Origin of the sequence: Vibrio sp. JPW-9-11-11 (assembly GCF_013369335.1) — a bacterium.
GTDB lineage: Bacteria > Pseudomonadota > Gammaproteobacteria > Enterobacterales > Vibrionaceae > Vibrio.
Map to the genome: position 1 here is coordinate 602,360 of NZ_SZQJ01000005.1, position 19,344 is coordinate 621,703.

Sequence of the window (19,344 nt, forward strand, 5' to 3'; positions counted from 1 at the left end):
AAACCTAATACCCAGTCACAAGACGTAATAATGGGCCTTACTCTACCGATTAATTCCAGACACTTGTAGTGTTTAATTGCCAATTAGTCGTTAAAATATGGCATAAACAAAGGGATAGCTTGATTACTTGACAGCTATAACGATAATCAATGCTATAAGCAGAAGGAATCAAGCATGTCTGACCAAGAGTACTTTACTGTCAATCACACTATGACCGTCAACGTCGAGCCCTTACCACAAGGAAGCGCATTGCCCAGCATAGAAAAATTTGAAAGCGAGATTCCTGCGCCTTTTATCGTGGCCAGTGAGTTCAGTCACCTTGATCTCTTGAATGACAGTGCTCGTAACGAGTTAAAAAATAACGAGTTTAAACACGTGATCCAACTGCTTGACACCCAGAACTCTAAGCTCAACCTGCTGCTGACGTTTATGCTCTCTCAACAAGACGATGAGCAGTTACGTTATAAAACCCATGCTTTTGGTGCCAGTCAGTTTACTTACATGTCAGCGAGAGAATTGGCGCTTGAGACTCAGGTTCGTGTCAAGCTGTTCCTAGACCATCCAGCGGCGGCTATTTATTGCTATGGTCACGTCGTTAACGTCGAGCACAATGAGGACACTTACCTCATCACCATCAAATATGACCTGCTTCGTGATGTCGACCAAGACTTACTGATCAAAGCGGCCCTATTCCAACAACAAAAATTACTTCGTCAACGCTCGCTAGAGCGAGACCGATAAATACGTTATGCCCAATACATCACTACTCAACCTCGTTTCCGCCAGCGGTGCAGGAGACAAAAAACAGTTTGGCAACCTTCGCGGCGCAGGGCTTGCTTTAGCCATCGCTGACATTGCCGATAATCATGACGCCCATACCCTGTTGGCGGTACCCGACCCGCAAACCGCGCTCAAACTGCAACAAGAAATTGAGCAGTTTACTCGACAAGAAGTGGCGCTTTTCCCTGACTGGGAAACCTTACCGTATGATAATTTCTCCCCTCATCAAGAAATTATCTCAGATCGAATTGCTCGCCTGTATCAATTGCCAACGCTAACGGACGGGATAACAATCGTACCGGTAAGTACCCTGTTGCAACGTCAATCGCCGCGTGAGTTCTTGCTACAGCATACATTAATGGTAAAAGTCGGCGACTTGTTCTCACTAGAGAAACTGCGCATCCAATTGGAAAAGTCAGGCTACCGTCACGTCGACCAAGTCTTTGGCCCGGGTGAGTATGCCAGTCGCGGTTCGATCCTTGACCTTTATCCAATGGGGGCGACCAGCCCTTATCGTATCGATTTTTTTGATGATGAGATTGATACGATTCGAACGTTTGATCCCGACAACCAGCGTTCGATTGAGGACACGCAAGAGATCCGCTTACTGCCTGCGCATGAATTCCCCACCAGCGACTCAGCCATTGAGGACTTTCGTATTCGCTGGCGTCAGCGTTTCGAAGCGCGGCGCGAACCTGAATCGGTCTATATGCAAGTTTCCAAAGGAACTTGGCCATCTGGTATTGAATATTGGCAACCGCTGTTTTTCGAACACACTGAGACACTGTTCGACTATATCCCAGACAACACCCAGCTATTAACCGTTGGTGACATTGAGTCAGCAATGGATACCTTTCTTGCTGATGTCGAGTATCGTTACGACCAACGTAAAGTCGATCCGCTGCGTCCCCTTTTACCGCCAAATGAACTGTGGCTGAAAAAAGATGAGTTGTTTAGCCACTTTAAACGACTACCGAAGAACTGTTTATTTTCGACAACCATCGATACCAAACAAGGTCGAAGTAACCTAGCGCTTTCTGCGTTACCCGAGTTAGCCGTTCAGCACCAAAATAAAGAGCCAATGGCCGCTTTACGCCAGTTTAGTGAAAGCTTTAGTGGAAAAATCGTCTTTTCGGTCGAATCAGAAGGCCGACGCGAAGCGCTGTTAGAATTACTACAACGCATCAAGCTCAGACCCGACTCGGTACAGAGCTTTACCGATGCGGTGACAGGTCAGCATAAATTCAGTCTGGTGTTAGGTGCTGCTGAACATGGCTTTATCTATGGCGATGATCAAATTGCACTGATTTGTGAAAGTGACCTACTGGGTGATCGCGTTATCCAACGTCGTCGTAAAGACCGCAAGAGCACTAACAGTGACGCTGTCATTCGTAACCTGGCAGAACTGCAACCCGGTCAGCCTGTGGTGCATATCGATCACGGTATAGGTCGTTACGTTGGTCTACAAACGCTTGAAGCCGGCGGGATGACGACCGAGTATGTGACGCTTGAATATCAAAATGACGCCAAACTCTACGTGCCCGTTGCCTCGCTGAACCTAATTAGCCGCTATTCTGGCGGTGCGGAAGACGGAGCTCCACTGCACAAACTGGGCGGCGAGGCTTGGACTAAAGCTCGTCGCAAGGCCGCGGAAAAAGTACGTGATGTCGCTGCCGAGCTGCTCGACGTTTACGCTAAACGCGAGCTCAAACCCGGACACAAATTCGCACTCGATCGTGGTCAATACGCCACCTTCAAAGCGGGTTTTCCGTTTGAAGAAACCGACGACCAGTCAATGGCAATAAACGCCGTCTTATCAGACATGTGCCAAGCCAAAGCCATGGATAGGCTAGTCTGTGGCGATGTGGGCTTTGGTAAAACGGAGGTGGCAATGCGCGCCGCCTTTGTTGCCACCGACAATGGTAAGCAGGTTGCGGTATTGGTACCGACCACCTTGCTTGCTCAGCAGCATTTTGAAAACTTCCGTGACCGCTTTGCCAATCTACCTATTCGCGTCGAGGTTCTGTCTCGCTTTAAAACCGCCAAAGAGCAGAAACAGGTGCTACAGGATATCGAAGACGGCAAAGTCGACTTAGTCGTCGGTACTCATAAGCTGCTGTCGAATGACATTAAGTTCAAAGATCTTGGACTGCTGATCGTTGATGAAGAACACAGATTCGGAGTGCGCCAAAAAGAGAAGATGAAAGCGATGCGCGCTGATGTCGATATTCTTACCCTAACGGCAACGCCTATTCCACGTACTCTCAATATGGCGATGAGTGGTATGCGCGATTTGTCGATCATCGCCACCCCGCCTGCGCGTCGTTTAGCGATCAAAACCTTTGTTCGCCAGCAAGACGATGCCGTTGTACGCGAAGCCGTGTTACGGGAAATCATGCGCGGCGGTCAAGTCTACTTTTTACATAACCAAGTAGAAACGATTGAAAAAGTCGCTGCCGACCTCGAGAAACTGGTTCCTGAAGCGCGAATTACTGTGGCTCACGGTCAGATGCGCGAACGCGAATTGGAGCGCATCATGAATGATTTTTATCATCAACGCTTCAACTTATTGGTGTGTACCACGATTATCGAAACCGGTATTGATGTGCCAACAGCGAATACCATTATCATGGACCGAGCGGATAACTTAGGTTTGGCACAGTTGCACCAGCTACGTGGCCGTGTCGGTCGTTCGCACCACCAAGCGTATGCCTATTTACTCACTCCGCACCCAAAAGCGATGACGAAAGACGCCATTAAACGCCTTGATGCCATCGCCTCTTTAGAAGACTTGGGCGCTGGCTTTACGCTCGCAACGCATGACCTTGAGATTCGCGGCGCAGGCGAGCTGCTCGGTGATGAACAAAGCGGGCAGATTCAATCGGTGGGCTTTACCCTTTATATGGAAATGCTCGAACAAGCCGTTGAAGCGCTTAAAGAGGGCAAAGAGCCCTCTTTGGATGAGCTACTTCGTGAACAAACCGAAGTGGAAATGCGCCTCCCTGCACTGCTTCCAGATGACTACATCCCAGACATCAACACACGACTGTCTATGTACAAACAGATCGCCAGTGTCACTAGTAGCGAAGATCTCAGTGAGCTAAAAATCGAACTGATCGACCGCTTTGGACTGTTACCAGATGCCGCGAAAAACTTGCTCTCTGTCGCTGAACTGAAGCTCACCGCGGCTGGCTTAAAAATTAAGAAAGTAGAAGCGCACGACAAAGGGGGCTACATCGAATTCTATCCAGATGCTGACATTAACCCGATGTATTTGGTTAAACTATTGCAGTCTCAGCCACAAAAATTCGCGATGGATGGCCCCACTAAGTTCAAGTTTACGATACCATTAGTCGATAGACGCAAACGCATCCAGTTTGTGAATGATATGTTGGCAGAGTTCCAGCAGAATCTATTGCCTAAGGCTTAACCGTCTCTTAATAAAACCAAAGGTGTAGACCACCTTTACCATGGAGTTGTAATGAAGAAACTGATCCCGCTGTTGCTACTGCTAGTTGCAATGCCGTCGATGGCACAGCGTCAATTTGATATCGAAGTGATCATTTTTAAGCGAGCGGTCGATGCCGAGCAAACCTCAGAGTCTTGGCCCAACCGTTTACCTGCGATTGATCTAGAGCGCGCAGGCTCTTTTGCCGATGCCAGTTTTCGAGCGAGCAAAGGGGTTCAGATGCTGCCCTACTCGGAGTATCAGTTGACTGGCGAAGTCCAAAAGCTTAATCAGCATGCTGGTTTTGAAGTCTTGATGCACAAAGCTTGGCGTCAAGGAGATCAAGGCCGTTTTGGCGCACCGACCTTCCATGTACAGGCCGGCAGAGACTACTCAAGTCTGTTCAATACCGATGGCTCAATGCGAGGTGATAGCTCCAACCAAATCCTCGATGGCGTCACCGAAGAGAGCATTCCTAAGCCTCTTTACGAGTTAGACGGTAAGTTACAGGTCTACGTAGAGCACTACCTTTATGCCGATGTTGAAGTAGACTTGAAACACCCAAGCGTGCGCAATGTTAGCTTACGAGAGCGTGAACCTCAGTTAACGGCGCAAGCGTCAACTGAAAGTGCGCCAGCGCTCACAGATTCAACCACTCAAGTCGGTTTGATGGAAGAAATTTCACCGACCGTCGTCAAGCAAGAGTTTCTCAAGAGCTACCGCCTCGACCAAAAACGTCGCATGCGCAGCACAGAAACCCATTATCTTGACCACCCATTGATGGGCCTAATCATTCAGGTTCGTCGAGTCAATCAGTAGCGAATAGCCCTCTTTCTGAGGGCTTTTTATCTTATGAGCCCAGACTATCAAATTATTACCCGTCAGCTTGTTTTACGCCTGATTGACGCTACTGAGAGCGCCGAGTTTCAGCGCTGTATTGCCCAGTCGCCAAGTTTGCATCAGTGGATTGACTGGTGTCACAGTGAGTTTTCCATTGAGGACGCTGAGCGGTTTCTGTTAGCCACTCGGCTTAACTGGGTCAAAGGCGATGCCTACGGATTTGGGGTATTCTGTCGTCAGACGGGCAAGCTGGTCGGAATGGTCGCTATCAATGAGCTGTACCACACCTTCAATATGGCGAGTATTGGCTATTGGATCGCTGACAATGCACAACGCAAAGGCTACGCCAAGAAAGCAGTCCAAGCATTGCTAGAGTTCTGTTTCGCACAACTCAAACTCACACGAGTCGAAATCGTCTGCGATCCTAAGAATATCGCCAGCCAAAAACTGATTGAAGCGTGTGGTGCTCAATTTGAGTGCTGCGCGAAAAATCGTTTTATTTTTGCAGGAAAGCCCAAAGCGGGAATGGTTTACTCGGTGATTCCTCAATAAAAAAGAGCGCCGAAGCGCTCTCTTTATCAATGCAGTTTTAGGTTTGGACGCAAGACCCGGTTGATGCGCCCCATCAAAATAATCAACGCGGTTTTAAACACACCGTGCAGCGCCATTTGGTGTAAACGATAGAGTGAAATATACACCACTCGAGCAATACGACCTTCAACCATCATCGACCCTTTGGTCAGGTTACCCATTAAGCTACCAACCGTTGAGAAACGACTCAACGAAACCAACGAGCCTTTGTCTTTGTAGATGTATGGCTTAAGTTCTCGACCGTTCAACTTAGCAACAATGTTGGAAAACGCACGACTTGCCATTTGATGAGCGGCTTGGGCACGCGGTGGAACAAAGCTGCCATCGGCTTGCGTGCACTGTGCCAGATCACCGATAACAAAAATATCGTCATCGCGCGTGGTTTGTAGCGTCTCTTTCACGACCAATTGATTGATACGGTTGGTTTCAAGACCGGCCAAATCTTTAATAAAGTCTGGCGCTTTAATACCTGCGGCCCAAACCATAATTTGAGCCGGGATCTTATCGCCTTCTTTGGTCACTAGACCATCGGCTTCCGCTTTGGTCACCATGGTCGCGGTGCGTACGTTCACGCCTAACTTAGTCAGCTCTTGGTGCGCAGCACCTGAAATACGCGGCGGTAGGGCAGGAAGAATACGCTCCCCTGCTTCGACTAAGTTGACGTTGAGTTTGCTTGAGTCTAAATCGCCAAAGCCGTAAGTGCGCAGTTCTTTAATGGCGTTGTGAAGCTCTGCCGAAAGTTCAACACCAGTAGCACCAGCACCCACAATAGCAATATCAACCGCTCCGTTACCGTTCTTAGCGTGTAACTTAAGGAACTGGTTGTTCATTTCGGTACGAAAGCGGTGCGCCTGCTCTGGACTATCAAGGAAAATACAGTGTTCACGAACACCAGGGGTATTAAAGTCATTCGACGTGGAGCCAATCGCCATGACAAGAATGTCATACTCTAGCTCACGACTTGGCATTAGCAATTCGCCCTGTTCATCTTTGAGCTCATGCAGTTTGATGACTTTGCGGTCACGGTCGATATCTTGAAGACTGCCCATTTGGAAGTCAAAGTGGTGGTTTTTCGCGTGCGCGCGATAACTCAGCGCATCGACCCCTTCATCAAGCGATCCCGTCGCTACTTCATGCAGAAGTGGCTTCCATAAGTGGCTTGCCTTACGGTCAACTAACGTGACTTTAGCACGTCCCTTACGGCCTAATGTGCGGCCTAGTTTGGTAACAAGCTCAAGACCGCCTGCACCGCCGCCTACTACGATAATTCGTGTCACAGCAACTTTCCTCAAAACTAATTTTAAATTGACTCAAGACGACGAATCGTCCTGATGGAATTCTGAATTTTGGGGTCACCTGCGGAGTCGGCTCCGCCTCAGGTGTCAACCTAGAGGTTCAATTATCGACACGCTTATTTGGATAAAAGAGTAAATCACTCAAAAACTGGCATTGATACCAGCACTTAATCTGGGCAAGTTGGTACTCGCTCTCAATTTTTTTTGATATTTATCAAAAAATTTGTAGTGAGTTCATTATATAGGTCAAACCAGCGTACGCAACCAAAGATTACACATATCGTTGAACTATTTACTCGCTAAGATAACCAGCAACAAAAAAAGCGACATTGGCTACAATGTCGCTTTTCTTACTCAGTTGATCGCGCTTAACTGTTTTTAAACGCTTTCATCGTTTGGAGATGTTGAGATATTTTTTTGAACTTATGTGTCTGAACATCATCCCAAATGATGTCGTAATAGTCTTCTAACTCAGCCGCCGTTTTTTGGTTATCATGTACCTCATCTTGTCGAGACAACACGACTAAACAACGTCCCTTATTCTTAGTTCTGAACTCCGATACACACTTGGTGGCAATATCTTCATACTCTTCAGGTCGGTCAATACGGCCTTGCATCGTCAGTTCTGGATGTAGGTTGGGGTTAAAAATAACCTGTTTGATACCGCACAAAAAACCAATCCGCTCTGACCAATAACCACCCAAGCCAACACCGCAGATCAACGCCTGTTTATCACCAGACTGTTCGATCACTTTATGCACCTCTTTCAACAAGTGTTGCATATCGTGCTTGGGATGCAGTGTGCTGTAATTAATAAAACGGACATCATCGTCAATAAACTGCAGTTGCAGCACTTTCTCGTGGTTTCCTGGGCTGGTTGAATCGAAACCATGTAAATAAATAATCATCGTAAATCCCCCGATCCTTGTGCTTTAAATCTACCACGAATACTAAGGTTTAAAAGCCAGTGACTTGATATATCTGGCCTCAAGCTTTGAAACAGTGATCTTAGCTGCAAAATGTCTCTTGTAGACACCGCGCCTGAACTAAGTACTGGTCATCGCCCCATAACTGATAGGCCAACAAATACCATAGCATCGCCATCATGGTTGCACGTGGCTGCCATGCCATCACACCTTCAACCCAATCATCCACACCGTCTATTTCGCGTAACTGACAATACCGATACACGGCTTCCAAGGGTTTTTGCTCCATCACATCGATACTTAAGGTTAAATCCAGCCGAGGATCGGCGATCGCGGCATACTCCCAGTCAATCACTTTGTTACCACTTTCGGTTTTGACCATGTTGTAACCCGCTAAATCAAAGTGGCATAGGGTATGCCCCACATCAGCTAAGCTAGGCACACTGCGCCATCGCTGATAGATAGATTGATAAGGTTCACAGCGATACGCTTCATTTAACTGCATCCAGTAGTGATCGACCCTAGCCGTAAAATTAAACGGTGCGACCGGGACACGGCTTGTATCTAAGGCGTGAATTTTGATCATGGCTTTGAGTAGTGAATCAAACGACAGCTCATTGGTTAACGATTGCCCTTCGACCCAATCCACCAGCAGGCCTTGATCGTTGATGAAAATGGCTTTCGGCGCAATATGACTAGACTCAATAGCCGCTAATATTTGATACTCTTGAAAGCGTGAAATGGAAAAAGCTTTGGTGATGGGGGTATTCGGTCGCCACACGTAAGACAAGCCCTCAGAGGTCACCACTTTCCAACAGCGGTTGGTTAGTCCTCCGGTGAGCGTTTGTGCATAGCAAGGAGGAACAGAAAAGAAGTGCTCAAGCGACAATAATGAGCGGTCGAGCTGTGTTGCTTCATCCCATGACATTCTTGCCATCGTACACCTCTTCCCTATTCTCTGTTTGGGTTATAGCCCTAGAAAGCTCTTCGACTCTTGCTTGCGAATTTCGGTCTCATCGGCCCACTCGATCAACCCAGTTTCTAAGTCCATCAAGCGCATGGTCATTTTGTAATACACGTCTTTGTCACTGCCGGCGTTTTTCGCAATGCTGGACAGGTTACCGTACAACATGTACTGAGCGCCGACCATTTTACCGAACTGAATCGCCGTGCTTTGATTCACTAACTCATCGTTGTTCTGGAAGTTAAGCTGGTCGCGAACGGACTCAACTCTGTCCATATCCACAAAACGGAACTTACCAGAATTCAACATCTTAGTGCTTACCGTATCAGTGATAGACTCGGTATCGATATGTTCACTGGTCTTATTTTTGATACGTTCAACAAAAACAATTGGGCGCGAGTCACGAGTAATCGCCGCAACCGATCCCGACATCATCATACTGTCGACCATTTCACTGGCGATTTTTTGTAAATCGGTCGAACCAAAATCGATGGTTGTGGTTTCTACCGCTTGGGCATCGCCATAGCTGACTTGATTTGAACAACCGCCTAGCACTACCGCTAAACCAAGCAGCGCAATCACACCTTTATTCATTGTTGTTTCCTCAAACTAGTTACTATTAATTATTGATCCAATTGACGAATCTGCACACGGAACTGACGACCATTAGGATTTATCGACACTTCAGAAATCGAAATTTCTTCGGTACCACGGATAATCGCCTGACGCCACGGTCCCAGTTTATTGTTCACTTCCAATCCTTGTTCGTCATACCAGTAAAAGCGGTATTGAACCGACTGGTCGCCCGAATAATTACTGACAAGTCGCACCACGCCACGCGCTCGTCCATCTACCTCACTCGTTGTGATGTCGTCAATGATCAAACGTCGGGCTAACACGTTGTCACCGAAAATTACCGTTTGAGAGGCGCCATCGATACGCAAACCTGCCGTGTTCTCTGCACAACCTAGCAGGGTTAATGCCATAACTGCTGAAATAAGCCATTTTTTCATCGTATGTTTCCTAACTGTTTATGCCAAATGATTGAGCTACTGCCTTGCCGAGCGATCCAAACCAGCGCTGTGCGACCCGGCTCAACAGTAAATGTATATTTTTGGTCAGCGACTTGCAGCGTCTGTTCACCAGGCTCGGTTTCTATGCTGGCACTGTAAACCTCAGCGGGCAGTGACAACCAGCTGCGTGTGTCGGGCTGCTCCGTCAAGGTATTCCAAACGTTAAATAATAGGTTACCTACATCGTCCTCTTTGGCGGCCTGACGACGCAACTCATCTTTCGCCCATACACGTAATGCCTGACGTAAGACCAAAGATGGCATGCGTTCAGATAAGTCTCGCTGTGCCATCAGGTTGACATCTGCGAGCTGGCTTTCCGTCAGCGGCGAACCATTTAACTTTAGTTGAGCAGCCGCTTCACTCTGAGATGGTGGGTAATAGGGCAGCGCAATAGAATACAACGCACCATTCCCACCACTGTCATATAAAGGTAAAGCTTGTCGCCAACCTTGCAAAGCTTCGACGACACCACGCTCATCAATGACGATCACTCTGCTAAGATCTCGCGCTAAATATTGGGCGTTACCATAGCGTTTTTCTAGCTTCGCCAAGTCTTCGACCATTGACAGTCGCTTAGCCACCCGCAAGGTGCCATCAATGACTTGTGCGTTGTCTGGCATCACCGCCAATGCTCGTCGATAATCGACATAAGCACTGTTTAAATCGCCATCCGCCTCATACAACAGTGCAGAGAGATACAGCAAGTAGCCATTTTGTACCGCTTGTAGCGTCTGACCTGCGTCGGGGTAATTCGATAATACACTACCGAGATTGGGCGTCAGCCCTTGTTGCTGCATTTGATTTTGCGCCGATTGGAGCTCTTTTTCCCGCTCTTTTCGCGCGCGTTCTTGAACTTGATTTGCGCGACGCATCTCAACCAAAGCACCATCTAAATCGTTGTTATAGATATAATTCAAGCCTAGATACAGATGAAGAAAGCCAAGTTCATAGTCCGCAGGTTGGTAAGATTTAAGGTTGTCGTTGACCGCTAAAGCCGACAAACTTTGTGCACTTTCAGAAATAGAGAGAGTCGCCAAGTCTTGTTGAGCACGTACCGCGTCATCACTTGCCGATAAGGCTTGCTGACTCGACACATAGTCTTGATTGAGCAAAAACACTCGACCTTTTTCGAAATTATCTAAAATATCGCCTGCGACACTTTCGTGGAGCGCTTGTTCAGCAGCAATATAGTCCCCGTTTTTTAACGCTAGATGCAACTCACTGTTTTGAGCGCTGTAGTGACTAAAGAGATTGCCCGCTGAGAAGTTAGCGCAAGCGGAAAGGACAAGCGTGCTCCCTAAAATCAGAGCGAGTCGAATGTGTGTTTGCACTTCGTACCCCAAGTTGATAACCAAAAGCATGACACAACTTAAGTCATGCTTTTCATAATGTCATTCTATGACAATCTATCGAGAGCTGAGTTCACGAAACGTGATTAGCTCATTAGCATTGGACCAAGTGGTCGACCACCCACTAAATGCATATGTATATGGTACACTTCCTGCCCGCCATGAGGATTACAGTTAACGATCAAACGATAGCCGTCTTCAGCGATACCTTCTTCCTTCGCCAACTTACGCGCGACAACAAACATGCGCCCCATAACAACCTCGTCGTCTTCTTCGATATCATTCACCGTTGGGATCAACTTGTTGGGAATGATTAAAATATGGCTCGGCGCACGAGGGTTAATATCGCGAAAAGCTGTCACCAAATCATCTTGGTACACGACGTCTGCGGGGATTTCCTTGCGAATGATTTTGCTGAAAATGGTTTCTTCGGCCATGAAGCACTCCATTGAGAATGATGAGAGGAAAATTGTCGCTTCGAGTATGCGTCAAGCTTCGCAAAATCACAATAAAAACAGTGTTCACATCAATTAATCACAAAACACCAATCTATCAATAATCAATTTTGTATTGTGCGTCATAAAATGCGTGTCTCGCTATCAATACAATGGTCCTCTTTTTGTTACTTTTTTAAGACATTATAATTATAGGGAGAGATCTATGAAGGGCTCAGTGATTAGGCGTATGTACGCTGGCTTTGCATTGATCATTATTATGTTCATCGTCACAACACTGATGATGATGCGAGGAATGCAACAGATCCACACTAACTTCGAAGATGTATCAAACACTTCATTGCCACTTGTCAATCAATCGAATCAAACCAGCGTCGCTTTACTATCTGCCGACAAACTGTTCAAAGACTTTCTCACCACCCAAAGCTTTGAGCGCATGGACCAGCTGGCTGCGCAGTTTTCTACGATGAAGGAAGCTTACACTGGCCAACTGCAAGCCCTAGAACAAGTCAGTATCGGTCAAGCGCAACTGGAACAATCCATCGCTGAGCTCAAACAGATGGAAGTGAGCTATTTTGCTGAAGCGGAGCAAGCGATGGCTAACTACCGCGCGATGTTTGAAGCACAAGCGAAAGTTCAAAAGTCGACACGCCAGTTTCAACGCCTTCATTCAGAGCTGAGTGTCGGCATGAAAGAGTATGTGGATGATCAGAGCAGTATTTCAGTCAAAGTGATGGCAAAAAGCTACTTTATTAAACTGAAAGACGCAGAAGTCACCACCTCCGACGCACTTGCCAGCAGCGATACTGAGTTCGTCTCGCAGGCTGTGGCAAAGAACAAAAAAGCCGTTACTCACCTAAACTACGCTTATCGTGGTCTAACTACCCAAATGCCCGAGATCAAAAAAGCGTTTGACGAGTCCGTACAGCAATTTACCCGCGACGTTGGACAAAAAGGCGGGGTCCTTGATCAGCACAATACCTACTTGATGGCTAAAGACGCGCTGTATGGCAACATTGCTAACCTGACCCAACAAGTCGATGCCACTATGGCACTGCTGAAATCATTCAGCCAGTACGCAGAACAAGGGCTAACCGAATCGCTAAACGAAGCAGGAGATGTTTACGAACAAGGCGTCGTGCGTTCGGTCGCTATTGGTGCCGTGGTGATCCTAATGGCATTGGCGATTGGCTATCACATTGCGCAAAGCGTGCGCGAACCGTTAACCCGTATCCTTGGTACGCTAGAATCCTTAACTCAAGGCGATATGACTCAGCGGATCGAGATTCGCTACAACAATGAATTTAGCCGCGTCAGCAATCACATTAATTCGTTGGCAGATAACCTTCACGGGATCTTGGTTAAGCTCAATGATGCCTCAGACAATTTGACGCAAACGGCAACCACCAACCAGCAAACGTCTTCTCAAGCGCAAAGCCAACTCAGTCAACAGCGTGAACAAACCGCCAATGTCGCGACCGCGATGACCGAAATGGCGCACTCAGTGCAAGAAGTTGCTCAAAGTGCGCAGAGCTCACAGCAGATGGTTGAACGTGTCGAGCAGGCCTCTGAGTCCGGTCGTCAGATCATGGGCACCAACATTACTACCATCAACCAACTAGAGACTCGCCTCAATGAGTCGGTAGATGCTGTTAAAGATCTTCAAGCAATGAGTAGTCAAATTGGGACCATTCTCGATGTGATTCGTAACATCGCCGAACAAACCAATCTGCTGGCACTCAACGCGGCCATTGAAGCGGCCCGCGCCGGAGAGCAAGGACGCGGCTTTGCTGTTGTGGCCGATGAGGTGCGTGTGCTTGCACAAAGAACCACAGAGTCTACCAGTGAAATAGAGAGCATGATCAGCAACTTGCAATCGAGCTCTTCTTCAGCAAACAAAGTGATACAAAGCTGTATGGACGACATGGAGCTGTCGGTTGAGCAAGCGTCGAGCGCCAACAGCGCGATGGAAGAGATCCAAGGCCTGATACTAGAAATCAGTCAGATGAGTGGTCATATTTCTCAGGCTGCCGCTGAGCAGAGTGAAACAACGGGTGATATTGCTCGAAATATTGAAGAAATTAATCTCATTGCAGATAGCAGCTATCAAGCAATGGCGCAAATCGCTCAAACCAGCAGCAACCTATCATCGCTCGCTAACCAACAGGGCGAGCTGGTACATAGATTTAAACTTTGATCCGTCAACAGACTGTCATTTATTAGCCAAGGGCGACTATTTTCTATAGTCGCCCTTGTTTTTTATTCCCCATGTCATTATATGGTTAATAGGCTTGCCTACTTCTCTCTTCCCTTTTCGCAAGCCAACTATGAGGAATTTATATGGCAGTTCATGTTGGCATTATCGACCAAGATCCTATTCGCTTGGTAACGCCACTGCTTGATAACCGCACGATCAGCAATCACATTGTTTTTATCGGCGTCGAATCTCAGCAAGATATGTATCAACGCCTTCACAGCGTATTGGCGAAAAGAAACATCACCTCTGAGTTTTTCGAAATACCTAACGTCGCCACCACATCCAAAATTAAGCAAGCCATCTACACTCTCGCTGAGGATCTCAAAACCCGCGGCGAAGAGGTCAAACTCAATGCCAGCTGCGGTCTTCGCCATCGCCTACTTTCTGTGTATGAGATTTTCCGCAGCTATCACTGGCCAATTTTTGTTGTCGAGCCAAGCAGCGACCGCCTTTGTTGGCTTTACCCTGACGGCCATGAAGATACACAAGTTCAAGACCGAATCACCATCGACGAATACTTAACTGTGTTTGGTGCACGCGGCGAGTTCAGTGATCACCAGTTACCTCCGCTTCTCGATCAAAAACTCTATGAACTGGGCGAACGATGGGCAAGCAATGCACTCGAACTAGGGCCAGGTCTGGCGACGCTTAACTACTTGGCGACGACTTGCCGTAAAGAGCAGCGTTTGGATGTCGCCTTATCAGAGAAGCAACAAGGTTACCGAGAGCTCAATATTCTCCTGAACGACTTAGTCGAAACCGACATTGCCACCTACCAAGACGGCGTCCTGACTTTTGCCAATGAGGACGCCCGCAGGTTTTCAAACGGTGAATGGCTCGAAACCTTGGTTCATAGTACGGTGCGACAAATTCAACAAGATATGCCAACCATTCAAGATCGATCACTCAACGTGCAGGTTTATCGTCAACTCGGTGACCGTGAAGTGCGCAACGAGCTTGATGTCGCTTCGGTAGTCAACAATAAGCTGCACATCATCGAGTGTAAGACCAAAGGCATGCGCGACGATGGCGATGACACTCTGTATAAGCTCGAATCGCTGAGAGACCTGTTAGGCGGACTGCAAGCACGAGCCATGCTGGTGAGCTTCCGCCCTCTGCGCCACAACGACATAACACGTGCTGAAGACCTCGGACTGGCGCTGATTGGTCCTGATGAACTTAAAGACCTCAAACGCCACCTTACACTATGGTTTAAAGAGGCTGGAGGCAGCGACGACGAGTGTGCCGACTGCTAACAGCGATTGTTTATCGATTCTAAACCAACAAAAAAACCGCCCGAAGGCGGTTTTTTAATTTTGCTAATGTTATACCAAACAGCATAAATATCTGGTCATTCTTACTGGTTAAAATCGCTGATAGCAGCGTTATAGCTCTGTTTTCAAGGAATGGTGTAGCTAGGTCAACTAGATAGCTGCAATCTATGCCTTGCTCTCAGCGATTTATCCTGCGCAATTATCTGATCAGCTATTTATCCCGTTTGGTATTAGCTGTCATCTTCAGTAAAGTTCGTTGGCAAGGTCGTTTTCATCTGATTCCAGATTTGCGCACTCTCGATGCCATAGTGACGAACAACCACCAAGATCTGCTCTCGATTACCAGTCTGGCACACTTCTAACAAGTCTCGATAGAAGGTCAACGCCAACTGACGAGCTTCTGGGTTTGAGAAGTAATAGCTTCCTACGCGATCGTATAGCTTTTTCAGGCCATTGAAAATCAAGCCGTAAATTTGATTACCGGAATGGAAAGCCAAGCGTTGGAACAGCATGTAATCGTAGTAGTTAAACGTTTTCGCAACCAATGCAGCTTGTCGCTTCGCTTCATCCTTCTCGCCATCGTCTTTAATATGCTGACGAATTTTGTCGGCGTAGGGAGAGGTTTCCATAAACTGGTCCCAAGAGTCAGCTTTGATCAGCGCCTCACAGGACTCGATCACGTTGGAAATGGTTTTTTCCGCTGCGTCTTTGTTGGCTTTAAACGCATAGCGCATAAAAATCGGGCTGATGTTAGTGCGTGCCGCAAGCAAATCTTCAACAATAGAGGTGGCATTGTCGGCATCTAATGTCATTAGCGTATCAAGGATATGCAAACCTGACGTTTCCATAAACTGATTTACACGGGTTGGTTTGCCATGCTGAATCGTCAACCACCCATCACGAGCAAGTCGCTGTAGCACTTCGCGCAGTGTGGTGCGTGTCACGCCGATGAGTTCAGAAAGCTCACGTTCTGCTGGTAAAATAGAACCCGGAGGGAAACGCCCTTTCCAAATGCTTTCAATAATGTACTTTTCAGCGAATCCTGCAGGGCTCTTTGCCTTAATGACCATTTATGTATTATCCAAACTTGTCTTTATGGGTCCAATGCAACTCATCATACCACTAGTTATTGGATATCGAAAACTGTCGGACAGTAAACGTGGCGCAAAACCACAATAGAGTGAAAGCTCTAACTTTTCACGGATTTATTAGCTGTACATTCGATGAATAGACCAAGTTATTTGCCATTTTAACAAGTTGTAAACACCTCTACCCCCCGTAAAGCTTACCCTCAAGAGTGAAATGTTAGATTGAAAAAATGCAAACTAACTCTCCATTTCCATTCAGAATTATCACATATTCTTTCTTATTCTTTATCTTCACCACTTTACTTGCACTAACGCCCACTTTTAACAACTATTAGTCTTGTTTAACGCCACTTTGATCGCGTTTTTAAACAAAAATTAGCGTTCAGAATCGCTATTCTAATTTTCTAATTGACTAAATTTTGTTGGAGAGTAGAGTGGCGACCGAAGTAAGGAGTGCTTGTCTTTCTCAGGGAGTGACTTGGCAAGACCACATGGTTGTGAACAGAATGTTGTTTTTCTAAGTCACTGTTGCATCGGGTTCATTTTCGACGCAAAAACGTCTCTCGTTTTTTCTATTTGTCTCTCAATGCCCGACAATGGATACAAGCATGCGTAGTGTCTATCTATAACAACATTAAGAGTATCTAAATCATGCCGATGTCACTCGGAAACGCTTTTATTAAGAACTTTCTTGGTAAAGCCCCAGATTGGTACAAAGTTGCCATCGTTTCATTTCTTGTTATCAACCCCATTGTTTTCTTTCTGATTGACCCATTTGCTGCGGGTTGGCTGCTGGTCGCTGAGTTCATTTTTACACTTGCAATGGCCCTCAAATGTTACCCACTGCAACCAGGCGGCTTGCTGGCGATTGAAGCCATAGCCATTGGCATGACCAGTGCAGATCAAGTTAAGCACGAACTGGTCGCTAACATCGAAGTGTTGTTGCTACTGGTGTTTATGGTCGCAGGTATCTACTTCATGAAGCAGCTATTGCTGTTCATTTTTACCAAAATCCTGCTTGGTATTCGTTCAAAAAGCATGCTGTCGCTCGCTTTCTGCTTTGCTGCAGCGTTCCTTTCTGCCTTCTTAGACGCGTTAACCGTGATTGCTGTTGTCATCAGTGTCGCTGTTGGCTTCTATGCGATCTACCATAAAGTGGCTTCAGGTCAGGGCCCTCACGCAGCCCATGATCACACTCAAGACGACCACCTTTCTGAGTTAACACGCGATGACTTAGAGAACTACCGAGCATTTTTGCGTTCACTTCTGATGCATGCGGGTGTGGGTACGGCACTAGGCGGGGTAATGACCATGGTTGGTGAGCCTCAAAACCTGATCATTGCCGACCAAGCAGGCTGGCAGTTTGGCGAATTTATTGTGCGCATGCTACCTGTTACCGCCCCTGTATTTGTGTTTGGCCTGATGACCTGTGTGCTAGTAGAAAAGCTCAAAGTGTTTGGCTACGGCGCGCGCCTACCCGACAATGTTCGCCAAATCTTAGTTGACTTCGACAACGAAGAGCGTAAAAACCGCACTAACCAAGACGTCGCCAAACTTTGGGTTCAAGGCATTATTGCCGTTTGGCTTATCGTGGGTCTCGCACTTCACCTTGCGGCTGTCGGTCTTATTGGTTTGTCGGTGATTATTCTTGCGACCTCATTCACCGGTATTATAGAAGAGCACTCTTTAGGTAAAGCATTTGAAGAGGCATTGCCGTTTACTGCCCTACTTGCCGTTTTCTTCTCGATTGTGGCTGTGATCATCGACCAAGAACTGTTCAAACCTGTTATCGACATGGTGCTTAATGTCGAAGATAGTGGCACTCAGTTGGCCCTGTTCTATGTTGCAAATGGTCTGCTTTCAATGGTTTCTGATAACGTATTTGTCGGAACCGTTTACATAAATGAAGTCAAAACAGCCTTGATCGAAGGCCAAATCACCCGCGACCAATTCGACTTACTCGCTGTTGCTATCAACACAGGTACTAACCTACCATCTGTTGCGACACCTAACGGTCAAGCCGCTTTCCTCTTCTTGCTGACATCGGCATTGGCACCATTAATTAGGCTCTCTTACGGACGTATGGTGGTGATGGCGCTGCCATACACGGTTGTGCTCGCACTGGTAGGTCTAACCGGCATTGTATTCTTTGTGGAGCCCATGACCGCATGGTTTTATGACTTGGGTTGGATTGCACACCATAGCGGTGAGGTCACTCATGCTCTCTCTAGCGGCCATTAATCGCTAAAAATCTAAAGTTTTTGTTGCTCACGAAACTTTTCCACGCTAAAAAGCTCTGATTACTCAGAGCTTTTTTATTACTACAGGGAATCAGTGTGAACATTCTTTTCACTCTCAACTCATTTTCAAAAGGACGCCTATCTTGGGCGTTACTTCTGCTGTTCGTGGTTTTCTTCGAGGCGTGTGCGCTCTTCTTTCAACATGTGATGATGCTGTCACCCTGTGTCATGTGTATCTACGAGCGTGTAGCCATGCTTGGCATTGGCGGCGCTGCGCTTGTCGGACTTATTGCACCACAAAGCCCAATCTTCCGTTGGCTTGGTCTTGGGTTATGGGGAGCGAGCGCTTATAAAGGTCTAGCCTTATCAATGCAGCACGTTGACTATCAGTTTAATCCGTCGCCTTTTGCTACATGCGATCTATTTGTTACATTCCCTGATTGGGCCCCTTTGAACCAATGGGCACCTTGGATGTTTGAAGCCTATGGCGACTGCAGCAAAGTGGTATGGCAGTTTTTAACTCTGTCTATGCCACAATGGCTAGTCGTGATTTTTGCAGGCAACCTAGCGGTATTGGCTGTGATTGTTTTGGCACAGTTTGTCAAACAGCAAAAATAGAAGCGAGAAGCGAGAAGCGAGAAGCGAGAAGCGAGAAGCGAGAAGCGAGAAGCGAGAAGCGAGAAGCGAGAAGCGAGAAGCGAGAAGCGAGAAGCGAGAAGCGAGAAGCGAGAAGCGAGAAGCGAGAAGCGAGAAGCGAGAAGCGA

Annotated in this window: 16 protein-coding genes; 8 read left to right on the forward strand and 8 right to left on the reverse strand. The window is 47.1% G+C overall.

The annotated features are described in order from the left end of the window. Positions 1-174 precede the first annotated feature (174 nt). From FCU94_RS08450 to FCU94_RS08465, 4 genes are read left to right on the forward strand one after another with little or no spacing between them, the layout of a single operon-like run. A complete protein-coding gene (locus tag FCU94_RS08450; RefSeq protein WP_176288097.1) occupies positions 175-741 on the forward strand; it encodes a PilZ domain-containing protein in 567 nt (188 codons plus the stop codon). A gap of 7 nt (positions 742-748) precedes the next feature. Continuing rightward, positions 749-4,210, forward strand: coding sequence for a transcription-repair coupling factor (gene mfd, locus FCU94_RS08455; RefSeq protein WP_176288098.1), 3,462 nt, complete (start codon positions 749-751; stop codon positions 4,208-4,210). A gap of 51 nt (positions 4,211-4,261) precedes the next feature. After that, positions 4,262-5,047 (forward strand): peptidoglycan binding protein CsiV, encoded by a 786-nt coding sequence (locus FCU94_RS08460; protein WP_176288099.1) that lies wholly within the window; start codon positions 4,262-4,264, stop codon positions 5,045-5,047. Between the two features lie 33 nt (positions 5,048-5,080). Further along, positions 5,081-5,620 (forward strand): GNAT family N-acetyltransferase, encoded by a 540-nt coding sequence (locus FCU94_RS08465; RefSeq protein WP_176288100.1) that lies wholly within the window; start codon positions 5,081-5,083, stop codon positions 5,618-5,620. Between the two features lie 26 nt (positions 5,621-5,646). Here the strand turns inward: FCU94_RS08465 and FCU94_RS08470 are convergent, their stop codons facing one another. From FCU94_RS08470 to hinT, 7 genes are all read right to left on the reverse strand, one after another. Next, entirely contained in the window at positions 5,647-6,936 is a 1,290-nt protein-coding gene (locus FCU94_RS08470; RefSeq protein WP_176288101.1) for an NAD(P)/FAD-dependent oxidoreductase, read from the reverse strand. A gap of 386 nt (positions 6,937-7,322) precedes the next feature. Next, positions 7,323-7,862, reverse strand: coding sequence for an alpha/beta hydrolase YcfP (ycfP, locus tag FCU94_RS08475; RefSeq protein WP_176288102.1), 540 nt, complete (start codon positions 7,860-7,862; stop codon positions 7,323-7,325). A 100-nt stretch (positions 7,863-7,962) separates the two neighbouring features. Beyond that, a complete protein-coding gene (locus tag FCU94_RS08480) occupies positions 7,963-8,817 on the reverse strand; it encodes a phosphotransferase (RefSeq protein WP_176288103.1) in 855 nt (284 codons plus the stop codon). A gap of 30 nt (positions 8,818-8,847) precedes the next feature. Then, complete coding sequence (gene lpoB, locus FCU94_RS08485; protein WP_176288104.1) at positions 8,848-9,438, reverse strand: penicillin-binding protein activator LpoB; 591 nt, start codon at positions 9,436-9,438, stop codon at positions 8,848-8,850. A gap of 29 nt (positions 9,439-9,467) precedes the next feature. Continuing rightward, on the reverse strand, positions 9,468-9,857 hold the full coding sequence (locus FCU94_RS08490) for a YcfL family protein (protein WP_176288105.1): 390 nt from the start codon (positions 9,855-9,857) through the stop codon (positions 9,468-9,470). Further along, positions 9,854-11,248, reverse strand: coding sequence for a hypothetical protein (locus tag FCU94_RS08495; protein WP_176288361.1), 1,395 nt, complete (start codon positions 11,246-11,248; stop codon positions 9,854-9,856). Before FCU94_RS08495 ends, FCU94_RS08490 begins: the two co-directional genes overlap by 4 nt. Positions 11,249-11,352: 104 nt before the next feature. Then, positions 11,353-11,703 carry a purine nucleoside phosphoramidase gene (gene hinT / locus FCU94_RS08500; RefSeq protein WP_176288106.1) on the reverse strand — a complete coding sequence of 117 codons (351 nt, stop codon included), beginning with the start codon at positions 11,701-11,703 and terminating at the stop codon, positions 11,353-11,355. A 223-nt stretch (positions 11,704-11,926) separates the two neighbouring features. Between hinT and FCU94_RS08505 the strand changes: the two genes are divergently transcribed. Together FCU94_RS08505 and FCU94_RS08510 are read left to right on the forward strand one after the other, a co-directional pair. Beyond that, positions 11,927-13,918, forward strand: a complete 1,992-nt coding sequence (locus FCU94_RS08505; protein ID WP_176288107.1) for a methyl-accepting chemotaxis protein — start codon at positions 11,927-11,929, stop codon at positions 13,916-13,918. Between the two features lie 143 nt (positions 13,919-14,061). Next, complete coding sequence (locus FCU94_RS08510; RefSeq protein ID WP_176288108.1) at positions 14,062-15,234, forward strand: DUF1887 family protein; 1,173 nt, start codon at positions 14,062-14,064, stop codon at positions 15,232-15,234. Between the two features lie 248 nt (positions 15,235-15,482). Here FCU94_RS08510 and fadR read toward each other — a convergent pair whose 3' ends face one another. Further along, positions 15,483-16,322, reverse strand: a complete 840-nt coding sequence (gene fadR / locus FCU94_RS08515; RefSeq protein ID WP_176288109.1) for a fatty acid metabolism transcriptional regulator FadR — start codon at positions 16,320-16,322, stop codon at positions 15,483-15,485. A 669-nt stretch (positions 16,323-16,991) separates the two neighbouring features. Here fadR and nhaB point away from each other — a divergent pair. Together nhaB and dsbB are read left to right on the forward strand one after the other, a co-directional pair. Further along, the gene (nhaB, locus tag FCU94_RS08520; protein WP_176288110.1) at positions 16,992-18,581 is read left to right on the forward strand and encodes a Na(+)/H(+) antiporter NhaB; all 1,590 of its coding nucleotides are present in this window, start codon (positions 16,992-16,994) and stop codon (positions 18,579-18,581) included. 95 nt (positions 18,582-18,676) lie between these two features. Then, a complete protein-coding gene (dsbB, locus tag FCU94_RS08525) occupies positions 18,677-19,198 on the forward strand; it encodes a disulfide bond formation protein DsbB (RefSeq protein WP_176288111.1) in 522 nt (173 codons plus the stop codon). Positions 19,199-19,344 lie beyond the last annotated feature (146 nt).